Origin of the sequence: Bifidobacterium sp. (assembly GCF_050874245.1) — a bacterium.
In the GTDB taxonomy this organism is placed as follows: domain Bacteria; phylum Actinomycetota; class Actinomycetes; order Actinomycetales; family Bifidobacteriaceae; genus Bifidobacterium.
Genome location: NZ_JBNMKH010000125.1, coordinates 1 through 3,501 on the forward strand (window position 1 = coordinate 1; position 3,501 = coordinate 3,501).

Consider the following 3,501-nt stretch of genomic DNA (forward strand, 5'->3'; position numbering starts at 1 on the left):
GTATTATTTTCTCTTGCGGTGATCATAGCCTAGGTGAGACGCCCGGTCCCATTCCGAACCCGGAAGCTAAGGCCTAGCACGGCGATGGTACTGCACTCGAGAGGGTGTGGGAGAGTAGCAAGTCGCCGCGTTTACTCTTTTTAAATCCCGAGTCGAGCCGAGCTCCTCGGGATTTTTCATATGCGAATCAGCTGGCATGTCCTTCCGAAACCGTGTTTTTCGGAACTACGTCCTTTTCGAAGACGGAATCGAGAATCGGTCAAGGGTCATGGAATCCATGACAAGGTCGCCCATATAATATATAAAACGTATATACGCTTTATATAAATGGATACCAGAACGTGTATCTAAAACTTAAGGAGACGATCGTCTGATGACGGCCAGAAAATCGAATGGCGGCGCGAAGGCCGCGGCTGCCGCATCGTTGACCGGCGTGCAGGGCGCCCGCAGGCGCGTCAACGGCGAACGTGTGCTCATGAGCTTCAAGATTCCGTCCGATCTGAAGATGATGTTGCAGGAGAACGCGCGCGAACGCGGCACCACCGCCAGCCGCATCATCATCGACGGCATCCGTCATGAGCTCGGTCTCGACGACTGAGGCACCACGTACGGAAACCGGCGCGGCCATCTATGAAAACCACGTCGGATAAGCACGCGATAACCATTACGGACGCGAATTTCGGAAAGTTGGGAAGAGCATGGCTCAGTCAAGAGCGCGCCGACCGCAGACTTCGGCGGGCAAATCGGCCAAAACATCCGCAGCGAGGCCCGTGAAGCCGTTGCGCACGCTGAAACAAGGAAGAAAACACCGTGTGCGCAACTTCATCTGCGCCGTGGTCGCCTTCGTCTTCTCGCTTGCGGCGCTGCTGGGAACGGCCACGCATATCCTGCCGGAAGAATTGCAGGCGTTGCCGTACATGCCGGTGGTCGTTTCCTTGGTGCCGTGGTTCACGCTGCTTGCCGTGGTCGCATTGATCTGTGGTATTGTCTCCAAACGCGTGATGTCCACTGTGGTGGCCGTTCTGGCGATCGCGTTGCAGGTGTTCTGGCAGTATCCGTTCTTCTACGGTTCCACGCAACTGCCGCGTGCGGCGGTCGCGGCGGTGTCCGGCGAGAACGTCAACACGGACGATGGTTATGCCCGGCTGATGACGTGCAACGTGTACAAGGGGCGTGCGGACGCGCGCGAGATCGTGGATCTGGTGCGTAGCGAGCATGTCGAGGTGCTCGCGTTGCAGGAGACGACCGACGATTTCGTGAACGCGTTGAACAGCGCCGGCATCGCCGCTTATCTGCCGTATTCGCAGGTGGCCAGTTCGGATGGCGTGTACGGCAACGGAATATGGTCGGCGAGCCCGCTTTCCGATCCATCCGACGACGACGTCGATTCGAGCGCGTCCTTCATGCCCGGTGCGACCATCTCGTTCAACGGGGGAAGCTCGCAGGTGCGTTTCGTGTCAGTACACACCACGTCGCCGACGAACGGTTACTGGCAGCAATGGAAACGGTCGCTCGACGAACTGGCGAAACTTCGTTTCGACACCGGACGCCGATACATTTTCATGGGCGATTTCAACGCGACCTACGACCATACGCCGTTCCGTAATTTTCTGGGAAACCGTTTTTCCGACGCCGCCCGACAGGCCGCGAACGGATTGAAATTCAGTTGGCCGGCGAACATCGACTACGTGCCAACGTTCGCCGGAATCGACCATATCGTGCTGGATTCCGGCATGCGGGCCGGTCAGGTGCGTACGGTCAAAGTGGATGGCAGCGACCATAAGGCGCTGCTGGCGATTGTGCGCATCGACTAGCCCGCATCCGGATTGCGTTCGGATCGCGCCCGGCCCTGTCCGGCCCTCGTTCGGAGGCGGACGGTCTAATTAATCCTCTACCGGGCCATACGTTCGGTCCAACGCCTGCCGGAGGTCCGCGATCAGATCGTCGGGCTCCTCCAGGCCGATGGACAGGCGGATCGCGCCGGCATGTATGCCCGCGGCGGTGAGCTCGTCAAGCGTCAGTTCCGGGTGGGTGACGACGAACGGGTCAACCGCCAGGGACTTCGAATCGCCGAGATTGGCCTGCAGGCTGAACAGCTTCAGGGCGTCGAGCGTGGCGCGCTTGTGCTCGACCGTATCCAAATCGAACGTGATTATCGTGCTGCCGTTCCTCTTGAGGTATTTCCTCGCCCAATCCCGATAGCCATAGCCATTCGCGTCCGGATGATACACCCTTCCCACGCGGGGGTCGCCATCGAGATATCGCGTCACGGTCCGCGCGGTCTCAAGCTCCTTATCGAGACGCGCGGTCAGCGTCTCCAGGCCGACCAGCGTCAGATAACTGTTGAACGGGCTGGGCGACGAGCCGAGCAAAGTGACGAGGAAGGCCCTCAACCTCGTCGTGAAAGGCGCGTTCGGAGCGATCTCCAACACGCTGCGCTCCCTTCCGTCGCGCGTCTTGAAGAACCACGCCTTGCGTGAGAACTGCGGGTAGCGTTCGTTGTCCGCGTAGTCGAACGTGCCGTTCTCCAATACGACGCCGCCGATCGCGTTGCCATGGCCGTTGATGGCCTTCGTGGTCGAATACACCACGATGTCGGCTCCGAAATTGAAGGGATTGAGCAGGTAGGGCGTGGCGACCGTGTTATCCACTATGAGGACGATGCCATGCCTGTGCGCGACTTCGGCGAGCGACTCGAGGTCCGCGATGGCGTTCAGGGGATTCGAGACGCTTTCCACGAGCAGGGCCTTGGTGTCGGGGCGGATCGCCTCCTCCCAGGACTTCGGATCGTCCGGATTGCGGGCGATGTCGATATCGATGCCGTAATCCGGCAGGATGTTGGAGAACGCGGCGACCGTGCCTCCGTAAAGACGGTACGAGGTCAGTATCCGTCCGCCGCCCGCGGCGATGTTGAGGATCGTGTCGCTGAGCGCCGCGAGACCGGAGGATGTCGCCACCGCGCCTTCCACGTCATGAAGGGCCGCCAGACGCTTTTCGAGTATGCCGGTCGTCGGGTTGGAGATGCGTGTGTAGATGTCGTCGACGAGTTCGAACGAGGCGATCTGCGTGGCGTGCTCCTCGTCTCGCAACGCGTATGCGGCCGTTGCATAGATGGGAACGCTGCTGGAGTTGTGGTGCTCCGCCGGATTGTAGCCCGCGTGCAGGGCGAGTGATGAGAATGATGCGGCCGCGTCTGACGGTGTCCGTCCGGGTGTCTGCGCGGAGGTCTGTCCGACGGTGTTCTGCTGGTTGTTGCTCATGATGGAAAGTCCTTTCAATAGGCCGTGGTCCGACGGTTGGGACGGCTATGCGGCAATGATGGGAATCGAGATTGAATCGAATGAATCGAGATTGAATCGGAAAGGACTGGAACGGTTGTTGGATGAACCGGTGTGATGGATGATAGCACATCGGAAGATATTGCCCGCCGTTTTGGCCAATATTAAAAATTATATTGTCTTATTAATTCCTTTTGAAAAGCGGGAAAGATGATTCCTTATA

The 3,501-nt window shown here is 58.9% G+C and carries 3 protein-coding genes and 1 rRNA gene; 3 read left to right on the top strand and 1 reads right to left on the bottom strand.

All coding sequences use genetic code 11. The features are described 5' to 3' along the window. The first annotated feature begins 14 nt into the window (after window positions 1–14). The 3 genes from rrf (at window position 15) to ACR0P8_RS09010 (ending at window position 1,814) form a co-directional block, all read left to right on the top strand. A 5S ribosomal RNA gene (rrf, locus tag ACR0P8_RS09000) occupies window positions 15–131 on the top strand. Between the two features lie 242 nt (window positions 132–373). Beyond that, window positions 374–598 carry a hypothetical protein gene (locus tag ACR0P8_RS09005; protein WP_432624743.1) on the top strand — a complete coding sequence of 75 codons (225 nt, stop codon included), beginning with the start codon at window positions 374–376 and terminating at the stop codon, window positions 596–598. 100 nt (window positions 599–698) lie between these two features. Beyond that, entirely contained in the window at window positions 699–1,814 is a 1,116-nt protein-coding gene (locus ACR0P8_RS09010) for an endonuclease/exonuclease/phosphatase family protein (protein WP_432624744.1), read from the top strand. 69 nt (window positions 1,815–1,883) lie between these two features. On the opposite strand, the gene ACR0P8_RS09015 is transcribed toward ACR0P8_RS09010, so the two are convergent. Next, window positions 1,884–3,260: an O-acetylhomoserine aminocarboxypropyltransferase/cysteine synthase family protein gene (locus tag ACR0P8_RS09015; RefSeq protein ID WP_432624745.1), complete on the bottom strand. Its 1,377-nt coding sequence runs from the start codon at window positions 3,258–3,260 to the stop codon at window positions 1,884–1,886. Window positions 3,261–3,501 lie beyond the last annotated feature (241 nt).